Consider the following 17640-nt stretch of genomic DNA (forward strand, 5'->3'; position numbering starts at 1 on the left):
CGCCGGGCCTTAGGTCCGGCGTTTTTCATGGTCTGCGCAAAAGAGTGCCTGTTTGATCGACGTCAAAACCCGCCTTCATGAAACTGCTATTCTGGCGCCGGAAGCCCTTCCCGCGCCTTCTCCGCGCCGGAATGGCTCAGAGACCACCCTGCTCCTTCAGAAACCGCACCACATGATCGACGCCTTCGCCACGCTTCAGGTCCGTGAAGACGAAGGGTTTTGCCTCGCGCATGCGGGAGGCGTCGCGGTCCATCACGTCGAGATCCACACCCACATAGGGCGCGAGGTCCTTTTTGTTGATGACGAGAAGGTCCGAGCGGGTGATGCCCGGTCCGCCCTTGCGCGGGATTTCCTCGCCCTGGCAGGTGGAGATCACATAGATGGTGATATCGGCGAGATCGGGCGAGAAGGTCGCCGCCAGATTGTCGCCGCCGGATTCGATGAAGACGACATCGAGATCGGGAATGCGCTCGTTCAAGCCGGCGATCGCCTGCAGGTTGATCGTCGCGTCCTCGCGGATGGCGGTATGCGGGCAGCCGCCGGTTTCGACGCCGATAATGCGGTCGGAGGAAAGCGCCTGCATCCGAACCAGCGCCTCTGCATCTTCCTTGGTGTAGATGTCGTTGGTGACGACAGCGACGGAATAATCCTCCCGCATCGCCTTGCAGAGCTTTTCCGTGAGCGCGGTCTTGCCCGAACCGACGGGTCCGCCGATGCCGACGCGCAAAGGTCCGTTCGCCGATTTCATGAGATGTCCTTTCCTTTGATGCCAGCTTAAGCCCGCTTTCAGGAGCGGAAAAGCCGGGAATGCTGCGTTTCGTGCCGGAGTGAGGCGATTTCCGCCTGCACCGCCGCACCGCCGAGATCGGCAAGCGTGGTCCCTGAGGCCCGCTCTGCGGTCTCGGCAATCAGTCCCTCCAGCCCGGCGAGGATCGCCACACCTTCCGTCTGGCCCGCCACCCCAAGCCGGATGCCCGCCGAAACCGATTGCGAAACGGCGGCATGCAGATAGGCGGCAAGCCCCTTCTCAGTATGTACGCCATGCCCGGCAGCGACCGCACCGACCGCGACCGGGAACGGCACATTCGCCGGGGGGCGCTCCAGCACCCCATCCGGCCAGGCGGCAGCCGCCGCAACGAAAGCCTTGCCGAGCGACAGCGTTTCGGCGAAGCGCTCCGCCGAGCCCGCCAGGGCCAATCCCAGCTCCGCCGCCTCTTTCAGCATCGCCTCGTTTCCGGACTGCCGCCAGGCTTCCGCAAACAGCACCGCATCGTTCCACAACACGCCGTGCCTGAGCAGCATCGAAAGCCAGTCCGTCAAGCCTGCGGCATTCTTCACCAGTCCGTCGAACACCGCCCTTTCCAGCCCGCCGGACCAGGCGAAGCCGCCGATCGGAAACGCCGGCGACAACCAGGCCATCAATCGAAGCAATGCCTGCGTGTCGAGGCCCTGGCTCATGCCCGCTCAATCGTGATGGTGATGATGGTCGTGGCCATGCGAATGGCCCCCATGCGAATGGTAGGCGCCGCGCGCCGGCTGGAACGGTTCTTCCACCTCAGCGACGGTTGCGCCCAGCCCTTCGAGCATGTTCCGTATGACATGATCGCGCAGGATGAGAATACGCCCCTCCTCTATCTGCGCCGAAAGATGCCGGTTGCCGAGATGCCAGGCGAGTTCGATGAGATGCAGCGTATCGCGCGCCTTCACCTCGAACAGCTTTTCGGGCGCCGCCTGCACTTCGATCGTATCGCCGCTCTCCAGCACCAGCCGGTCGCCGTGGTGGAAAAGCACCGCCTCTTTGAGGTCGAGCATCACCATGTCGCCGTTGGAGAGATGCAGCAGCTTGCGGCGGAGATGCCTGAGATCATGCGGCAGGGTGACGGTATCGATCGGCGGATCGGTGATCTCGCCGGCGGGGCGGTAGGAATGGATATGCTGCATGATTGCGGAACTCTCAAACTGGAAATGTCAGAAGGCTATTGTGATGCCTTAATACGATCAACAAGGTAGTTTGCAAAAGCACTGCACGCCACCAACATGAAGCGCGCGTCAGCGAGGTCGAGCTTGGACTGCTCCATCATTGCATGTCGAATACCTTCAGCATCGTTGGTCCAGCCGTAGAGTTTTGAGAACGCATCCTGTAAGGCCGGGTGCAGATGCTCTTCTCGAGCGAGCAACTTGAGAGCCTGCCCCAACGTGGCTTTGGGATCATCAGTAGCGATCTTTGCGGCTGCCTCCACAGCGGAGATCGATTCCTTTATCGAATTTCGATAATCTGGATTTACGCGGTTCGAGAGCAGCCGAGCCGAAGCGCCAACGTGGCTAGAGATAGAACTGAATTGTCCGCGAGTGGAAAGCGCCTTTTCGATTTCTGCAACTTCATGTTCGTTTGAAATCGCTATTAGATTGCTATCGACAAATCGGTAGCCCGAGTTTTCAGTTTCAAGATGATGATTGACGGTAGCTCGAAACTTTGCAGCTTTCTCGTAACTTGAGTCTCCTGGTTGCCAATCCTTCCAGTGAGAGCCGTAGTTTGCCAACCAATCAACGAAATCATAAACTGCAAACCATGGTTGCAACATAAACCACTGTTTTAGCCATCTTACGTAGACTTCACCGTTATCAGGCAACTCATCAAGGGGCAGCTTGAAGAAGTTGTTATGGCCAAGTTTTGCAATCAGACCTAAATCGGAGCTTTGCCAATAGAAATCCAATGGAATGCGGTCAATAAAGGTCAGATAAACGGCATTCCACAAACCGTTGCGCAGTTCATCGGAAATCGAATCCGTCTGAATCGGTACAGTCGAAGCTGCCAAACCCAATCGTTGTGAAAAGCGCAAGCCTGCCACCTCAAAACAGAAAATAGCGCTGCGCCATCGGCAGCACGGTGGCCGGCTGGCAGGTGAGCAGCTCGCCGTCGGCGCGGACTTCATACGTCTCCGGATCGACCTCCACATGCGGCGTCGCCGAATTGTGGATCATCGAAGCCTTGGAAATGCCGCCGCGGACGTTCTTCACCGCCACCAGCTTCTTGGCGACGCCGAGCTTGTGCGCAAGCCCGGCATCCAGCGAAGCCTGGGAAACGAAGGTGACGGAGGAATTGGTGCGCAGCTTGCCATAGGCGGCAAACATCGGCCGGTAGTGCATCGGCTGCGGCGTCGGGATGGATGCGTTCGGATCGCCCATCGGGGCCGCCGCGATCGAACCGCCGAGCAGCACCATTTCCGGCTTCACGCCGAAGAAGGCCGGGTTCCAGAGCACGAGGTCGGCGCGTTTTCCCACTTCCACCGAGCCGATCTCGTGGGAAACGCCGTGCGCGATCGCCGGGTTGATCGTGTATTTGGCGATATAGCGGCGGACGCGGAAATTGTCGTTGTCGCCCGTCTCTTCCTTGAACTGACCGCGCTGGCGCTTCATCTTGTCGGCCGTCTGCCAGGTGCGGATCGCCACCTCGCCGACGCGGCCCATGGCCTGGCTGTCCGACGAGATGATCGAGAAGGCGCCGATATCGTGCAGGATGTCTTCCGCCGCGATCGTCTCCTTGCGGATGCGGCTTTCGGCAAAGGCGATGTCTTCGGGAATGGACGGCGACAGGTGATGGCAGACCATCAGCATGTCGAGATGCTCGGCGAGCGTGTTGACCGTATAGGGCCGGGTCGGGTTGGTGGAGGACGGGATGACGTTCGGCTGGCCGCAGACCTTGATGATGTCGGGCGCATGCCCGCCGCCTGCCCCTTCCGTATGGAAGGCATGGATGGTGCGGCCCTTGATCGCGGCAACCGTATCCTCCACGAACCCGCTCTCGTTCAGCGTATCGGTGTGGATCATCACCTGCACGTCGAACTGGTCGGCGACCGAAAGGCAGTTGTCGATCGCGGCGGGCGTCGTGCCCCAGTCCTCGTGCAGCTTCAAGGACGAAGCGCCGGCAAGGATCATCTCCTCGATCGGCGCGGGAAGCGAGGCATTGCCCTTGCCGGCGAGCGCGAGGTTCATCGGGAAAGCATCGAAGCTCTCGATCATCCGCTCGATATGCCAGGCGCCGGTGCAGGTGGTGGCAAGCGTGCCATGCGCGGGACCGGAGCCGCCGCCGAGCATGGTCGTGACGCCGCTCATCAGCGCTTCCTCGATCTGCTGCGGGCAGATGAAATGGATATGCGCGTCCATGCCGCCGGCCGTCAGGATCTTGCCCTCGCCGGCAATCGCCTCCGTCGATGGCCCGACGATGATGGTGACGCCCGGCTGCGTATCCGGATTGCCCGCCTTGCCGATCGCATGGATACGGCCGTCCTTCAAGCCGACGTCTGCCTTGTAGATGCCGGAATGGTCGATGATCAGCGCATTGGTGATGACGGTATCGACCGCGCCTTCGGCCCTTGTCGCCTGGCTCTGCCCCATGCCGTCGCGGATCACCTTGCCGCCGCCGAACTTCACCTCCTCGCCATAGACGGTGAAATCCTTCTCCACCTCGATGAAGAGCTCGGTATCGGCAAGCCGCACTTTGTCGCCCACGGTTGGACCGAACATCGAGGCATAGGCGACGCGGGACATCTTGTGGGGCATGGTTCAGGCTCCGGACGGAAGTTGGAGAAACGCTTCGTTTCGTGCAGCGCGCTTGTCGATTGTTACGGTAGGCTCGGCACCGTTTGCGCTGTTCAATTCGGCAATGAGATAGTCGGCAAAATCGGCATTGCCCTTTCGAAAGCGTCCTAAAGCGCGTTCGACAACACCCGCCTCACCCAGCACGAGGTTTTCGGATTCCAGCAAGGCTTCAATGACTCCAACCAGTTTCGCACGATCAAAGCGAGCCTCTTTCTTCAGCGCCCAAACTACTTCGGCGAGTGTCAACAAATTGATATAACCCGCATTTTGCGGTGTAAGGGCTTCGGCCATGAACTTAGCAGCCGCTGGCGACCATACAGGGTCGTCGTCAAGGATGAATCGAACCAGAACATTCGTATCGATCCCGATCATTCGTCCCCGCCGCTGCGTGACAGTTTGGTCTTTTCGGCAATGCTCTCCATGATCGCTTCATCGATATCCAGCGGCGGGCCTTCGTGTTTTCCGAAAATGCCGCGGAGGTGGGAGAGCCCTTTTTTCTTTGCGACGACACTAACCTTGCCATCATCCGAGACGATGAACTGCACGGAGCCACCAGGCGACAATCCAAGAGCCTTGCGAACCTCGATCGGGATCGTAGCTTGGCCTTTCATTGAAGTCTTTGCCTCGAACCGGCCCATTGCCGCCTCCATGAATTCCTACTTTTCCAAGAATTCATACTTAGCATAAAATTCCATACTTTTCCACTCGGCGCCTTCACAGCGGCCCCATGATCTTCTGCTGAAAGCCGTAGACCTCGCGCTTGCCCGAAAGCGGTATCAGCGTCACGGAACGGGTCTGGCCCGGTTCGAACCGCACCGCCGTGCCGGCCGGAATGTCGAGCCGCATGCCGCGGGCCTTTTCCCGGTCGAAGGAAAGGCCATTGTTGGTTTCGAAGAAATGGTAGTGGCTGCCCACCTGGATAGGCCGGTCGCCGGTATTCGAAACCTCGACGGCAATGGTCGGCGCGCCGGAATTGAGTTCGATTTCGCCTTCTGCGGCAATGACTTCACCCGGAATCATGAATCAACCTCCCAGAGACTTAACGTATCGGTTCATGCACGGTGACGAGCTTGGTGCCGTCCGGAAAGGTCGCCTCCACCTGCACGTCGTGGATCATCTCGGCAATGCCTTCCATCACCTGATCGCGGGTGACGACATGCGCGCCGGCCTCCATGAGATCGGCGACGGAACGGCCGTCTCGGGCGCCTTCCACCACGAAATCGGTGATCAGCGCGATCGCTTCCGGATAGTTGAGCTTGACGCCGCGCTCCAGGCGGCGGCGGGCGACGATCGCCGCCATGGCGATCAGGAGCTTGTCTTTTTCTCTGGGCGTCAGGTTCATGGGAATCCCGCAGTGAATTTCAGGTATGGCAAAATCAGATGTTCCAGACTTTCGGCACCGGCGCGCCGTTACGCAATACGGAAATTGCCGGTACCAGGATTTTTCTTAAGTCGAAGCCGGTGGGGGCCACGAGACGGCCGATCAGCTTGCCGTTCCAGTGGCTCGCTCCTCCGGAGGTACCGTCGAGACATTGCCGGAGTTTCGGGAAAAGCGCCTCCGCGAGTGGACCGGTATAGAAGAGAGTCGCAAAGGCGACCTGACCGGAGAGCACGGCGGCAGCCCGGGAGAGCTGCTCGATCTCGCCGTCGAACCGCATCTCTTCCGCATGGACCAGCCTGCCCGCGCGCCGCACCCGCCAGCGATCGCGGAAAAACCCGTTCGCGACAGCCTCGCCCATCGCCTTTCGGCCGAGCAGAACGGCCTCGACGGCGAGGAATTCGGAATTTTCGGCAAGATCGACGTCCAGCCGCCGCGTCAGCGAAGCCCGGTCGAAGAGAATGGTTTCCTGGGGAAGCCAGTGGACGGAGGCATTCTCGCCGACGGTGATATCGGCGGAGACGGAGGCCGTGCCGGCGGCCGCCTTGTAGATCTTCTCGTTCGCCTGGGTGGTGACCGTGAGACTGGTGGAAGCCGCGGCGGCGACGGACCATTCGATCACGTCGCCGCCCGTCAGTCCCCCTGACGTGTTGATGAGGATCGCCTCCATTTCAGGCGAAAATGTCTCCGGAAGGCGTATTTTTGCGCAACCTTCCTGAAAGAATTCGGCAAGCCTGGTGCGCCCGCCGAACGTTTTGGTCACAAGGCGTCCTGCACCCCTTGCCCGCTGCGGCGCGTATCGATCGGCTGGCTGCTGCTGCACGTCGTTCCCTGAACTCCGGTTTCGGTCGCGCAGTCCGATGCAATGCCCGTGCCAGACTTGGGTTTTGCCGGGGCGGCGGTGGCGATGACATCGGTGCTGTCGGCCTTGCCGAAGAATTCCCACATCCGCGAGGCCGGATCAACATTGGGATCGAAGGCGGGCTTCACTGCTGCAACGGTCGTCACCTTGGCGACGCTTGCGGTCTCCTTGGCGGCGGCAATCACCGCTTCCGTCGCTGCGGCCGGCTTCGGCCAGTCATGCGTGCCGTTGGCGAAGACATAGGAAGCGATCCGCGCACCGCTCTTGCAGGTGCCGTAAAGGCTGAAGGTCACACCCTCGACGGTTTTCGGATCGCCGTTGCCCTTGCAGCCGTCGAGCTCGGTCCAGCGCTCGACGGCGATCTTGAACCCGTATTGCCAATAGGCGCTGCCGCCGCCGGCATAGGGGTTGGACGTATCCTTCACGCCCGCGAAAGCCATGATGGAGACCGGCCGGACGGGGCTGCAGTTGCTGTCGTCCGGTTCCCATTTGCCGTTGATCTCCACCGGCCGGCCGGCGCGCAGCGAATGCACGAAGCCGGCGGCGGCGAAATCGTCATGGCCGGAGCAGAGATAGGCCGACAGCATGCGCCCGCCGCCCGAATAGCCGGAGGCATAGATGCGCGCGGGATCGACGCAGAACGTCTCCTTCACGGTCTTCACGGCCTGTTCGATGAAGGCGATCTCGTCGAGCCCGCCTTCCTGCCTGGTCACGAAAGGCACGTTCCAGGCATGGGTGCCCGCCGTCTTGCCGGGCAGGCTGCCTTGCGGCGCCAGAACGATGAAGCCGTTCTTCTCCGCAACCTTGTCCCAGGAGCTTCTGTTCAGCTGCGCTTCGGGATTGCTGTTGCTGCCGTGGAAATCGAAAACGACCGGAACCTTGTCGTTGCCGGTGTAGGACGACGGGACGAAATAGACCGCGGAGCGGGCAGCGCCGCCGGTTTCGATGGTGATCGGATGACGTCCCGGCTGCATCGGCTGACCGCATCCGGCATAGGCTCCCCCCGAAGCGAGGCAAGCAGCCAAGAAAAAAGCCCCTACCGCGATCGTGCGAGTAAGAGCAGGACTGGAAAAGGAACCGGCAACGCGAGCAAAATCCATCAGCGCCTCATCATGAGTGCAGGAGTGGTGTCAACAATGTGCGGGGTCTGCCCTGACACGGCCTTGGTAACACATCCCCGATCGCGATGAAACGCACGAAATGCTGCGGCAGGATACAAACATTCATCAGTAAAAGGCTGGTTTCAAACAGTAAGATGCCGCCTTGCTTCCGCCGTATCCAGTGTTTCGGCCGGCCCTTCGTGCACGATCTCGCCACGATCCATGATATAGACTTGGTCCGCGAGCTCGCGGCAGAAGTCGAGATACTGTTCCACGAGCAGGATGGCCATGCCGGTGCTGTCGCGGAGATAGCGGATCGCCCTGCCTATATCCTTGATGATCGACGGCTGAATACCTTCGGTCGGCTCGTCCAGCACGAGGATCTTCGGGCGCGTGACCATGGCGCGGCCGATCGCCAATTGCTGTTGTTGTCCGCCGGAGAGGTCGCCGCCGCGCCGGCCGAGCATCGACTTCAGCACCGGGAAGAGCGAGAAGATCTCATCCGGGATGAACCTGTCCTTGCGGGCGAGCGGCGCATAACCGCTCTCGAGATTTTCCTGCACGGTAAGGAGCGGGAAGATTTCACGTCCCTGCGGCACGTAGCCGATGCCGTGCTTGGCGCGGGCATAGGGCGGCAGGCCGTTCAGGGCCTCGCCCTCGAAGCTGATCGTGCCGGCGCTGACGGGATGCTGGCCGGTAACGGCGCGGAGAAGAGAGCTCTTCCCCACGCCGTTGCGCCCCAGCACGCAGGTGATCTTGCCCATCTCGGCGGTGACCGAGACACCGCGCAGCGCCTGCGCCGCGCCGTAGTGGAGATTGACGTTGTTGACTGTCAGCACGTTGCACCTCCCTTGGTGGAGGCATCACCCCCCTCTGCCCTGCCGGGCATCTCCCCCTCAAGGGGGGAGATCGATTTGACGCAAGCCTTTCCCACAAACGACTGCCGTTCATGGAAAAAGAAATGCCGAGCAGCACGAGGGAAACAAGGACGCCGCGGCTTGCCGATCTCCCCCCTTGAGGGGGAGATGCCCGGCAGGGCAGAGGGGGGTATCAGCGAAGTACTATCCATATCACCGCCCCAGATAATTCTCGATCACCTTCGGATCGTTCGAGACGAAGTCGATCGAGCCCTCCGCCAGCACCGAACCTTCCGCAAGACACGTCACCTTCACCCCGAGGTCGCGGATGAAGCCCATGTCGTGTTCGACCACCACGACCGAACGCGTCTTGGCGATTTCCCTCAGAAGCACGGCGGTTTCGGCCGTTTCCGCATCGGTCATGCCGGCGACGGGTTCGTCGACCAGCAGAAGCTTCGGCTCCTGGGCGAGCAGCATGCCGATCTCCAGCCATTGCTTCTGGCCGTGCGACAGGTTGGCGGCATATTCGTCCTTGCGATGGGTAAGCCGGATCGTCGAAAGGATTTCCTCGATGCGCGTCTTGTCCTCCGGCGTGAGCGTGTAGAACAGGGTGGCGAAGACGCCGCGGTCGCGGTTGAGCGCCAGTTCCAGATTGTCCCAGACGGTATGGCTTTCGAACACGGTCGGCTTCTGGAATTTCCGGCCGATGCCGAGCTGGGCGATATCCGCCTCGTCCTTTTTCGTGAGGTCGATCGCATCCTCGAACAGCACGGTGCCGGTATCCGGCCTCGTCTTGCCGGTGATGATGTCCATCATCGTCGTCTTGCCGGCGCCGTTCGGGCCGATGATGGCGCGCAGTTCGCCCGGCTCGACCACGAAGGACAGCGAATTGAGCGCCTTGAACCCGTCGAAGGAGACGGAGACGTTTTCGAGATAGAGCAGGCTTTTCTGTCGCGTCTCGGCAATCGTGTTCATGATCTTGTGTCCCCCGCCCCTATTCCGCCGCCTGTGCGGCCCGCACCACGGTCTGTTCGTTCCCCCTGCCCTTTTCCGCAACCGCTGCGGCCTTCAGCGCTTTCCGCGCCTTGAAGCCGTGCTGGATCGTGCCGACGATGCCCTTCGGCAGGAAGAGCGTGACGGCGATGAAAAGGCCGCCCAGCGCATAGAGCCAGAATTCCGGAAAGGCGCCGGTGAAGAAGCTCTTGCCCGCATTGACGAGGATCGCGCCGATGATCGGGCCGATCAGCGTGCCGCGGCCGCCGACCGCGGTCCACACCACCACTTCGATGGAGTTCGCCGGTGCGAACTCGCCCGGATTGATGATGCCGACCTGCGGCACGAAGAGCGCGCCGGCAATGCCCGCCATCATCGCCGAGACGACGAAGGTGAAGAGCTTTATGTTCTCCACACGGAAGCCGAGGAAGCGCACCCGGCTTTCCGCATCGCGCACGCCCACCAGCACCTTGCCGAATTTCGAGCGGGTGATGGCCGACGCGACCAAGAGGCAGAGCGCCAGCATGATCGCCGACATGGCGAAGAGCACCGCGCGCGTGCCGTCCGCCTGGACGGAAAATCCTAGGATGTCCTTGAAGTCGGTAAGGCCGTTATTGCCGCCGAAGCCCATGTCGTTGCGGAAGAAGGCGAGCATCAGCGCATAGGTCATCGCCTGGGTGATGATCGACAGATAGACCCCGTTGACACGCGAGCGGAAGGCGAACCAGCCGAACACGAAAGCGAGCAGGCCCGGCACGAAGAGCACCATCAGCATGGCGAAGCCGAACCAGTCGAAACCGTACCAGAACCACGGCAGTTCCTTCCAGTTCAGGAAGACCATGAAGTCCGCCAGGACCGGGTTGCCGTAGACGCCGCGCGAACCGATCTGGCGCATCAGATACATGCCCATTGCATAACCGCCGAGCGCGAAGAAGGCGCCGTGGCCGAGCGAAAGGATGCCGCAATAGCCCCAGACGAGATCGAGCGCCAGCGCCAGCAGGGCGTAGCAGAGATACTTGCCCATCAGCGCCATGAGATAGGTCGGGATATGCAACGCGCTGTCCGGCGGGGTCAGCAGGTTGAGCGCCGGCACGAGGATCGCCACTCCGATGAGGATCGCGACGGCGACGACGATCTTGCCTTCGAGCGCGCGGAGGATGAAGCCCGTGATCATGCTTCCACCGCCCTTCCCTTGAGCGCGAAAAGGCCGCGCGGACGTTTCTGGATGAAGAGGATGATCAGCACCAGCACGAGGATCTTGCCGAGCACGGCGCCGACGGAGGGTTCGAGGAACTTGTTGAGCACCCCGAGCGAAAGCGCGCCGACCAGCGTGCCCCAGAGGTTGCCCACGCCGCCGAAGACCACGACCATGAAGCTGTCGATGATATAGCTCTGGCCGAGGTTCGGCGAGACGTTGTCGATTTGCGAAAGCGCCACGCCGGCAATGCCCGCGATCCCAGAGCCGAGCGCGAAGGTAAGAGCATCCACCCACGGCGTCTTGATGCCCATGGAAGAGGCCATTCGGCGGTTCTGGGTGACGGCGCGCATGTTGAGCCCGTAGGCCGACTTCTTCATCACGACGAGAAGCGCCACGAAGATCGACAGCGAGAACAGCACGATCCACATGCGGTTCCAGGTGATCGTCAGGCCGCCGAGCGCGAACGAACCGGACATCCAGGACGGGTTGCCGACTTCCTGGTTGGTGGGACCGAAGATCGAGCGGATCGCCTGCTGCAGGATGAGCGAGACGCCCCAGGTGGCGAGCAGGGTTTCGAGCGGCCTGCCGTAGAGAAAGCGGATGACGCCGCGCTCGATGACGAAGCCGACCGCGCCGGTGACGAGGAATGCGACGGGCAGCGCGATCGCCAGCGACCAGTCGAACAGGCCCGGCGCATTGGAACGGATCGCCTCCTGCACGACGAACGTGGAATAGGCGCCGAGCATGACCATCTCGCCATGCGCCATGTTGATGATGCCCATGACGCCGAATGTGATGGCGAGCCCGATCGCCGCGAGCAGCAGCACGGAGCCGAGCGACAGGCCATACCAGACGTTCTGGACCATGTCCCAGAGCTGGAGTTCGCTTTCGATCGAAGAGATGGCGCGGTCGAGATCGGGCTTGAGGCTTTCGTCGATCGAACCGGAGACGGAGCGCAGGATGCCGATCGCGTCGCGGCCGCCGAGATTGCCGATGGTTTCGATGGCCGCGCGCTTCTCATCGACCGAACGGTCCGAGGAGAGCAGCGAGACGGCACGTGCCTCTTCCATGCGGGCCCTGACGTGCGCGTCGGTCTCCTTGGCAAGCGCCGCCTCGACGAGCTCGAGGTTTTCCGGGCTCGGCGAGCGCAGCACGGCATCGGCGGCCTGCAGCCGGACGGCACGGTCGGGGCTCAGGAGCGTCAGACCGCCCATGGCGGAGCGGATGACGCGGCGAAGATTGTTGTTCACCCGGATTTTGGTGACCGCACCCTTCGGCGCCTCACCGGCGGAAGCCCCTGTCAGCGGGTCGATCAGTTCGAAATTGGAACCGGCGGTCTTGGCGATGAAGACCAAGCCGTCGGATTTGCGGAAATGGAGATCGCCGTCGACGAATGCCTGGAGGGCGGGAACGACGCGCGGATCGCCGGTCGCGGCGATCCGGCCGATGAGCTTCTCCGCCTCGTTGAAATCGGCTTTGGCGAGCCCGTCGATCAAGGTCTTGGGATCGCTCTGCGCCAGGGAGGGCGCGGCGAGGGAAAAAACAAGAAAAATCAAACAAACAAGACGAATGAACATGTCAATGTCCTCTTGGAAGGCGAGCGGTTCGCCTTACTCCTCTTCTCCCCTGCGGGGAGAAGTGCCGAGCTGATGCGAGGCGATGAGGGGGTGCACATAAGGCTTCGCCTCCCCTCATCCGGTCCTTCGGACCACCTTCTCCCCGGCGGGGAGAAGGTGGAGCAAGCATCGAGCTCCGCACCAGCCGGATCAGCTGCCCTTGCCGCCGCACTTCCCGGTGGCGACGTTGAAGTTGCCGCAGGACATCGGCTTGCGCCAATCGGAGATCAGGTCCTTGCTATCCGGCAGGTAATCGGACCATTCGTCGCCGACGACGGCCGGCGTCTGCTGGACGATCTCGAACTGGCCGTCGGCCTGGATTTCACCGATCAGCACCGGCTTGGTGATGTGATGGTTCGGCATGACGGTGGAGGTGCCGCCCGAAAGGTTCGGAACGGAAACACCGATGATCGAATCGAGCACCGCGTCCGTGTCCGTGGTGCCGGCCGCTTCGACAGCCTTCACCCAGGCGTTGAAGCCGATATAGGCGGCCTCCATCGGGTCGTTGGTGACGCGTTTGTCGTTCTTGGTGAACGCGTGCCATTCCTTGATGAACTCGGCATTGACCTCCGCGTCGACCGACTGGAAGTAGTTCCAGGCGGCGAGATGCCCGACAAGCGGACCGGTGTCGAGGCCGGCGAGCTCTTCTTCGCCGACCGAGAAGGCGACGACCGGAATGTCTTCCGCCTTGATGCCCTGGTTGGCGAGTTCCTTGTAGAAGGGAACGTTGGCATCGCCGTTGATGGTGGAGACGACGGCGGTCTTCTTGCCGGCCGAGCCGAACTTCTTGATGTCGGAGACGATCGTCTGCCAGTCGGAATGACCGAACGGCGTGTAGTTGATCATGATGTCTTCCGGCTTGACGCCCTTCGATTCCAGATAGGCCTTCAGGATCTTGTTGGTCGTCTGCGGATAGACGTAGTCGGTGCCGGCGAGAACCCAGCGCTCGACGCCTTCGGTATTCATCAGGTAATCGACGGCGGGGATCGCCTGCTGGTTCGGCGCGGCGCCCGTGTAGAAGATGTTGCGCGAGGATTCCTCACCCTCGTACTGGACCGGGTAGAAGAGGATCGAGTTCAGCTCTTCGAAGACCGGCAGGACGGACTTGCGGGAGGACGACGTCCAGCAGCCGAAGACGGCGGCAACCTTGTCCTGGCTGATGAGCTGGCGGGCCTTTTCGGCGAACAGCGGCCAGTCGGAAGCCGGATCGACGACGACCGCTTCGAGCTTCTTGCCGAGCACGCCGCCCTTCTTGTTCTGCTCCTCGACGAGCATCAGCATGACATCCTTGAGCGTCGTCTCGGAAATCGCCATGGTGCCCGAAAGCGAGTGGAGAACGCCGATCTTGATCGTGTCCTCCTGAGCGAAGGCGCCGTGAAACGCCGTCGTCGACAATATGGCGGCGATGAGCGCCCCGCCAAGCTTTGCCTTGAATGTCATTGGTTCGAACCCCTCTTCTCGTTCGTCCGCAACGAAGACCTTGACCGTTGCTTGACCGACTATCGGTTGCTGCATCGCAAAACCGTATACGTAAAATGACGTACCGCAGGGGGCGAAAGGGGCAGGAAGACCGGCACGGCGCTGCGGGCTCATTTACCTCCGGGGTAATCGACCCGGCGCTCCGGCAAGGTTATACCGGTGGAAACAACCGAGAGGAGAAAACCATGGCCGTCACTTATGTCATCCGGTTCGACATCCGTCCCGACCAGCGTGAGCGTTTCATGACGCTGCTGACAGGCCTGCTGGACGCCATGCGCCATGAACCGATGTTCCACGAGGCGGTGCTGCATGCCGATCCCGAGAACGAGAACCGCATGATGCTCTACGAAACCTGGGAGGATCACGAGGACGTGCTGGAGGTGCAGGTGAAGCGCCCCTACCGGGAGGCATGGCATGCCGCGCTGCCGGAGTTGCTTGCAAGCCCGCGCGATATCTCGATCTGGCATCCGGTCCGTAGCGACCGATCCGAACAATTCGCCCTCTGACGGGAAAGTTGCCGCTGATCGCCCGCCGGATTGAAGGCGCGGCCCCTTTGGGGCATCCTCTGGATCATTCGTCATTCGAGGGCCTGAAGATGAAGCGCGCTCGATTTTTCGGCATGATCGCTGCCGCTGGCCTGCTGGCTGCCGCTGCACTTGTCATCGTCGGCCAGACCAAGGTCCCGCCGGAAGCGATCCAATCCTCCGTCGTCCGCACTCCCGACCTGGTGGAAAGGGCCTGGGCGCTGCCTGTCGCCGCGACTTTCGCCAGGGACGTCACGTGGCAATCGAATGGCTCCCGGTGTGGCCCGGCGAGTATAGCCAATACATTTCGCTCTGTCGGCGAAGAAGAGACGACCGAATCCGAGGTTCTGGACGGGACGGGAATGTGCTGGACGGGATTTTGTATAATCGGGCTGACGCTGGACGAACTTGCCGAACTCGCACAAGCGAAAACCGAACGCAAGGTCTCGGTTCTCCGGGATTTGACCGCCGAGGAATTCCAGGAGCACATGAAGCGCGCCAACGATCCAGGGCGCCGCTACATCATCAACTTCACACGCGAGGAAATCTTCGGCGCCGGCAGCGGCCACCATTCCCCCATCGGAGGGTATCTGGAAGAGGAGGACATGGTGTTCGTTCTCGATGTAAACGAGAACTACAAACCTTGGCTGGTCGAGCGGGAACGACTGTTTTCAGCGATGGATACCCTCGACGGGGACAAGAAGCGGGGCCTGCTTCTGATCGAATAGCGGCGCCGAAGCCCGGACGGATGAGTCCCTCGGCCGCATTTGCGACCTCGTTCCGGAACATTTTTGCCGCTGAGCTATTGCCTCCCCGGACCTGCAAACTGCCGGAGGAGCCCGCACCGTGATCAACGATCTCTGGTACAAGAACGCCGTCATCTATTGCCTGTCCGTCGAGACCTTCATGGACGCCAACGGCGATGGGGTCGGCGACTTTCAGGGATTGCAGCGCCGGCTCGACTATCTTGCCGGTCTCGGCGTCAACGCCATCTGGCTTATGCCGTTTCAGGCCTCGCCGCAACGTGACGACGGTTACGACGTCTCGGACTATTACAATGTCGATCCACGCTATGGCACGCTCGGCGACTTCGTGGAATTCACTCACAGCGCCAAACAGCGCGGCATACGTGTGCTGATCGACCTTGTCGTCAACCACACGTCCGACAAGCATCCTTGGTTCCAGGAAGCCCGCAGTGACCCGAATTCTCACTATCGCGACTGGTATATCTGGTCGGACAATAAGCCTGCCAATGCCGATGAAGGCATGGTCTTCCCGGGCATACAGGAAACCACCTGGACCTATGACGAGAAGGCCGGGCAGTATTACTTCCACCGCTTCTACGAATTCCAGCCGGATCTCAACACGGCGAACCCGCATGTGCAGGCGGAAATTCTCAAGATCATGGGCTTCTGGATTCAGCTCGGCGTCTCCGGCTTTCGCATGGACGCGGTGCCCTTCGTGATTGCCGAGAAGGGGCCGGATGTGAAGAAGCCGCGTGAGCAATACGACATGCTCCGCTTCTTCCGGGAATTCCTGCAATGGCGGCTCGGAGATTCGATCATCCTCGCGGAAGCCAACGTGGTGCCGAAGGAGAACCTCAAATATTTCGGCGAGGACGGCGACCGTCTGCAGATGATGTTCAATTTCCACGTCAACCAGGCGCTGTTCTATGCGCTCGCAAGCTCGGACGCGCGCCCGCTCGTCAAAGCGTTGGAGGCGACGCGAGAACGGCCGCCCACCGCCCAATGGGGGATTTTCCTGCGCAATCACGACGAGCTCGATCTCGGCCGGCTGGGGGAGAAACAGCGCCGGAAGGTTTTCGAGGAATTCGGGCCGGACAAGGACATGCAGCTTTACGACCGCGGCATCCGGCGGCGGCTGGCGCCGATGCTGGAGGGCGACCGGCGCCGGCTGGAGCTCGCCTACAGCCTGATGTTCTCGCTTCCCGGCACCCCGGTGCTCCGCTATGGCGACGAAATCGGCATGGGCGACGACCTCTCGCTTCCGGAACGCAACTGCGCCCGCACGCCGATGCAATGGTCGGCGGAACCGCATGGCGGCTTCACCGGGAGCAAGAGGCCTGTCCTGCCGGTCATCAGCGGCGGCCCCTTCGGCTTCGAACATCTGAACGTCGCCCAGCAGCGGCGCGATCCGGATTCCTTGCTGAACTGGATGGAGCGCCTGATCCGGATGCGCAAGGAAGTGCCCGAGATCGGCTGGGGCGATTGCGTGTCCCTCAATACCGGTGACGACGGCGTGCTGGCGCTGCGCTATGACTGGCGCAACAATTCGGTGCTGGTGGTCCACAATCTGCATTCGCGGCCGGTGGAAACAAGTTTCGTGGCCGGTGTCGGAGAACACGGCAATCTCTTGATCGACATCGCCGACGGCGCCAGCAGCGAGGCTGACGCGAGCGGCCGGCATCGGCTGCTTCTGGATGCCTACGGCTACCAATGGTTCCGCGTCGGAGGGCTGGATTATCTCTTGAGACGGCGCGAGATTTGAGGGGTCTCGGGCAAGGCCGAGATTGGACTGGCGGAATGTCCGCCTTTCCGCAAAGATGGGCGGACACGGAGGGGATCGGCAGATGCAGATGGATGTCACGACGATCGGCTTCACCAAGACGACGGCCGAGGATTTCTTCGGCCGCATCAAGGCGGCGGGCGTGAAGCGCATAATGGACGTGCGGCTGCACAGCACCTCGCAGCTTGCCGGCTTCGCCAAGTCCGACGACCTCGCCTTCTTCCTGAAGACAATCTGCGGCGCCGGCTATGTGCACGAGCCGCTGCTTGCGCCGACCGAGGAGATCATGACCGCCTTCAAGAAGGAGAAGGGCGACTGGAACGTCTTCCAGAACGATTTCATGGGGTTGATGGCGGAACGCCGGATTGAAAAGCACTTGAAGCCCGAGGCCTTCGACGGCTCCTGCCTGCTCTGCTCGGAAGACAAGCCGCACCGCTGCCATCGCCGGCTCGTCTGCGACTACCTGAACGGCAAATGGGGCGGCAGGCTCAGCGTCCGCCATCTCTGA

General features: G+C 61.4%; 20 protein-coding genes. 4 read left to right on the top strand and 16 right to left on the bottom strand.

The annotated features are described in order from the left end of the window. Nucleotides 1-136 precede the first annotated feature (136 nt). From ureG to urtA, 16 genes are all read right to left on the bottom strand, one after another. Nucleotides 137-748: an urease accessory protein UreG gene (ureG, locus tag ACMGE0_RS26310; RefSeq protein ID WP_436818842.1), complete on the bottom strand. Its 612-nt coding sequence runs from the start codon at nucleotides 746-748 to the stop codon at nucleotides 137-139. Nucleotides 749-786: 38 nt separating this feature from the next. Then, on the bottom strand, nucleotides 787-1458 hold the full coding sequence (locus tag ACMGE0_RS26315; RefSeq protein WP_436818843.1) for an urease accessory protein UreF: 672 nt from the start codon (nucleotides 1456-1458) through the stop codon (nucleotides 787-789). A 6-nt stretch (nucleotides 1459-1464) separates the two neighbouring features. Further along, nucleotides 1465-1941 carry an urease accessory protein UreE gene (gene ureE / locus ACMGE0_RS26320; RefSeq protein ID WP_436818844.1) on the bottom strand — a complete coding sequence of 159 codons (477 nt, stop codon included), beginning with the start codon at nucleotides 1939-1941 and terminating at the stop codon, nucleotides 1465-1467. Between the two features lie 35 nt (nucleotides 1942-1976). Next, a complete protein-coding gene (locus tag ACMGE0_RS26325) occupies nucleotides 1977-2840 on the bottom strand; it encodes an AbiJ-NTD4 domain-containing protein (RefSeq protein WP_436818845.1) in 864 nt (287 codons plus the stop codon). Between the two features lie 10 nt (nucleotides 2841-2850). Further along, nucleotides 2851-4560, bottom strand: coding sequence for an urease subunit alpha (gene ureC, locus ACMGE0_RS26330; protein ID WP_436818846.1), 1710 nt, complete (start codon nucleotides 4558-4560; stop codon nucleotides 2851-2853). Between the two features lie 3 nt (nucleotides 4561-4563). Beyond that, complete coding sequence (locus ACMGE0_RS26335) at nucleotides 4564-4971, bottom strand: type II toxin-antitoxin system VapC family toxin (protein WP_436818847.1); 408 nt, start codon at nucleotides 4969-4971, stop codon at nucleotides 4564-4566. Further along, nucleotides 4968-5237 carry an AbrB/MazE/SpoVT family DNA-binding domain-containing protein gene (locus ACMGE0_RS26340; RefSeq protein ID WP_436818848.1) on the bottom strand — a complete coding sequence of 90 codons (270 nt, stop codon included), beginning with the start codon at nucleotides 5235-5237 and terminating at the stop codon, nucleotides 4968-4970. Before ACMGE0_RS26340 ends, ACMGE0_RS26335 begins: the two co-directional genes overlap by 4 nt. Nucleotides 5238-5313: 76 nt before the next feature. Beyond that, the gene (locus tag ACMGE0_RS26345; RefSeq protein WP_436818849.1) at nucleotides 5314-5619 is read right to left on the bottom strand and encodes an urease subunit beta; all 306 of its coding nucleotides are present in this window, start codon (nucleotides 5617-5619) and stop codon (nucleotides 5314-5316) included. 19 nt (nucleotides 5620-5638) lie between these two features. Further along, entirely contained in the window at nucleotides 5639-5941 is a 303-nt protein-coding gene (locus ACMGE0_RS26350; RefSeq protein ID WP_085420014.1) for an urease subunit gamma, read from the bottom strand. 34 nt (nucleotides 5942-5975) lie between these two features. Further along, entirely contained in the window at nucleotides 5976-6800 is an 825-nt protein-coding gene (locus ACMGE0_RS26355) for an urease accessory protein UreD (protein WP_436818850.1), read from the bottom strand. After that, nucleotides 6737-7813: a CE1 family esterase gene (locus tag ACMGE0_RS26360; RefSeq protein WP_436818851.1), complete on the bottom strand. Its 1077-nt coding sequence runs from the start codon at nucleotides 7811-7813 to the stop codon at nucleotides 6737-6739. Before ACMGE0_RS26360 ends, ACMGE0_RS26355 begins: the two co-directional genes overlap by 64 nt. A gap of 269 nt (nucleotides 7814-8082) precedes the next feature. Beyond that, nucleotides 8083-8778 carry an urea ABC transporter ATP-binding subunit UrtE gene (gene urtE, locus ACMGE0_RS26365; protein ID WP_436818852.1) on the bottom strand — a complete coding sequence of 232 codons (696 nt, stop codon included), beginning with the start codon at nucleotides 8776-8778 and terminating at the stop codon, nucleotides 8083-8085. A gap of 231 nt (nucleotides 8779-9009) precedes the next feature. After that, nucleotides 9010-9771, bottom strand: coding sequence for an urea ABC transporter ATP-binding protein UrtD (gene urtD, locus ACMGE0_RS26370; RefSeq protein WP_436818853.1), 762 nt, complete (start codon nucleotides 9769-9771; stop codon nucleotides 9010-9012). 19 nt (nucleotides 9772-9790) lie between these two features. Next, complete coding sequence (gene urtC, locus ACMGE0_RS26375; RefSeq protein WP_436818854.1) at nucleotides 9791-10963, bottom strand: urea ABC transporter permease subunit UrtC; 1173 nt, start codon at nucleotides 10961-10963, stop codon at nucleotides 9791-9793. Further along, entirely contained in the window at nucleotides 10960-12564 is a 1605-nt protein-coding gene (gene urtB / locus ACMGE0_RS26380) for an urea ABC transporter permease subunit UrtB (RefSeq protein WP_436818855.1), read from the bottom strand. The genes urtC and urtB overlap by 4 nt, the downstream gene beginning before the upstream one ends. 189 nt (nucleotides 12565-12753) lie before the next feature. Beyond that, nucleotides 12754-14043 (bottom strand): urea ABC transporter substrate-binding protein, encoded by a 1290-nt coding sequence (gene urtA, locus ACMGE0_RS26385; RefSeq protein ID WP_436818856.1) that lies wholly within the window; start codon nucleotides 14041-14043, stop codon nucleotides 12754-12756. 224 nt (nucleotides 14044-14267) lie between these two features. Here urtA and ACMGE0_RS26390 point away from each other — a divergent pair, with 224 nt between their 5' ends. The 4 genes from ACMGE0_RS26390 (at nucleotide 14268) to ACMGE0_RS26405 (ending at nucleotide 17640) form a co-directional block, all read left to right on the top strand. Next, nucleotides 14268-14588, top strand: a complete 321-nt coding sequence (locus ACMGE0_RS26390; protein WP_436818857.1) for a putative quinol monooxygenase — start codon at nucleotides 14268-14270, stop codon at nucleotides 14586-14588. Nucleotides 14589-14677: 89 nt separating this feature from the next. After that, complete coding sequence (locus tag ACMGE0_RS26395) at nucleotides 14678-15334, top strand: phytochelatin synthase family protein (RefSeq protein ID WP_436818893.1); 657 nt, start codon at nucleotides 14678-14680, stop codon at nucleotides 15332-15334. A 118-nt stretch (nucleotides 15335-15452) separates the two neighbouring features. Next, nucleotides 15453-17114, top strand: a complete 1662-nt coding sequence (locus tag ACMGE0_RS26400) for an alpha-amylase family protein (protein WP_436818858.1) — start codon at nucleotides 15453-15455, stop codon at nucleotides 17112-17114. 82 nt (nucleotides 17115-17196) lie between these two features. Continuing rightward, a complete protein-coding gene (locus tag ACMGE0_RS26405) occupies nucleotides 17197-17640 on the top strand; it encodes a DUF488 domain-containing protein (RefSeq protein ID WP_436818859.1) in 444 nt (147 codons plus the stop codon).

The sequence above is a fragment of the Neorhizobium descurainiae genome (assembly GCF_051400715.1).
Taxonomy (GTDB): Bacteria; Pseudomonadota; Alphaproteobacteria; order Rhizobiales; family Rhizobiaceae; genus Neorhizobium.

Bases quoted from the DNA above. Each gene is read 5' to 3' on its own strand.
- ureG (WP_436818842.1), bottom strand. From the start codon at position 748: ATGAAATCGGCGAACGGACCTTTGCGCGTCGGCATCGGCGGACCCGTC.
- ACMGE0_RS26315 (WP_436818843.1), bottom strand. From the start codon at position 1,458: ATGAGCCAGGGCCTCGACACGCAGGCATTGCTTCGATTGATGGCCTGG.
- ureE (WP_436818844.1), bottom strand. From the start codon at position 1,941: ATGCAGCATATCCATTCCTACCGCCCCGCCGGCGAGATCACCGATCCG.
- ureC (WP_436818846.1), bottom strand. From the start codon at position 4,560: ATGCCCCACAAGATGTCCCGCGTCGCCTATGCCTCGATGTTCGGTCCA.
- ACMGE0_RS26335 (WP_436818847.1), bottom strand. From the start codon at position 4,971: ATGATCGGGATCGATACGAATGTTCTGGTTCGATTCATCCTTGACGAC.
- ACMGE0_RS26340 (WP_436818848.1), bottom strand. From the start codon at position 5,237: ATGGGCCGGTTCGAGGCAAAGACTTCAATGAAAGGCCAAGCTACGATC.
- ACMGE0_RS26345 (WP_436818849.1), bottom strand. From the start codon at position 5,619: ATGATTCCGGGTGAAGTCATTGCCGCAGAAGGCGAAATCGAACTCAAT.
- ACMGE0_RS26350 (WP_085420014.1), bottom strand. From the start codon at position 5,941: ATGAACCTGACGCCCAGAGAAAAAGACAAGCTCCTGATCGCCATGGCG.
- ACMGE0_RS26360 (WP_436818851.1), bottom strand. From the start codon at position 7,813: ATGCAGCCGGGACGTCATCCGATCACCATCGAAACCGGCGGCGCTGCC.
- urtD (WP_436818853.1), bottom strand. From the start codon at position 9,771: ATGAACACGATTGCCGAGACGCGACAGAAAAGCCTGCTCTATCTCGAA.
- urtC (WP_436818854.1), bottom strand. From the start codon at position 10,963: ATGATCACGGGCTTCATCCTCCGCGCGCTCGAAGGCAAGATCGTCGTC.
- urtB (WP_436818855.1), bottom strand. From the start codon at position 12,564: ATGTTCATTCGTCTTGTTTGTTTGATTTTTCTTGTTTTTTCCCTCGCC.
- urtA (WP_436818856.1), bottom strand. From the start codon at position 14,043: ATGACATTCAAGGCAAAGCTTGGCGGGGCGCTCATCGCCGCCATATTG.
- ACMGE0_RS26390 (WP_436818857.1), top strand. From the start codon at position 14,268: ATGGCCGTCACTTATGTCATCCGGTTCGACATCCGTCCCGACCAGCGT.
- ACMGE0_RS26395 (WP_436818893.1), top strand. From the start codon at position 14,678: ATGAAGCGCGCTCGATTTTTCGGCATGATCGCTGCCGCTGGCCTGCTG.
- ACMGE0_RS26405 (WP_436818859.1), top strand. From the start codon at position 17,197: ATGCAGATGGATGTCACGACGATCGGCTTCACCAAGACGACGGCCGAG.